This window comes from Bacillus sp. mrc49 (genome assembly GCF_002803435.1).
Window position 1 is genome coordinate 1 of sequence record NZ_PHNG01000416.1, and the last position, 308, is coordinate 308.

1 rRNA gene is annotated in these 308 nt (G+C 49.7%); it reads right to left on the reverse strand.

From position 1 onward, the window contains the following. Positions 1 to 104: 104 nt before the first annotated feature. Positions 105 to 308 (reverse strand): 16S ribosomal RNA (locus tag CVN76_RS02570); the annotation flags it as partial.

Genomic DNA, 308 nt, shown 5'->3' on the forward strand with positions numbered 1-308 from the left:
AACAAAGTGGAGAGAATCCATCACATCGTGATGCCTCTTCCTTCATTGAATGAATTACTCATTCAAAACTGAACAAAACAAAAGCGCACTCGTATTATCCTTAGAAAGGAGGTGATCCAGCCGCACATTCCGATACGGCTACCTTGTTACGACTTCACCCCAATCATCTGTCCCACCTTAGGCGGCTGGCTCCATGAAGGTTACCTCACCGACTTCGGGTGTTACAAACTCTCGTGGTGTGACGGGCGGTGTGTACAAGGCCCGGGAACGTATTCACCGCGGCATGCTGATCCGCGATTACTAGCGAT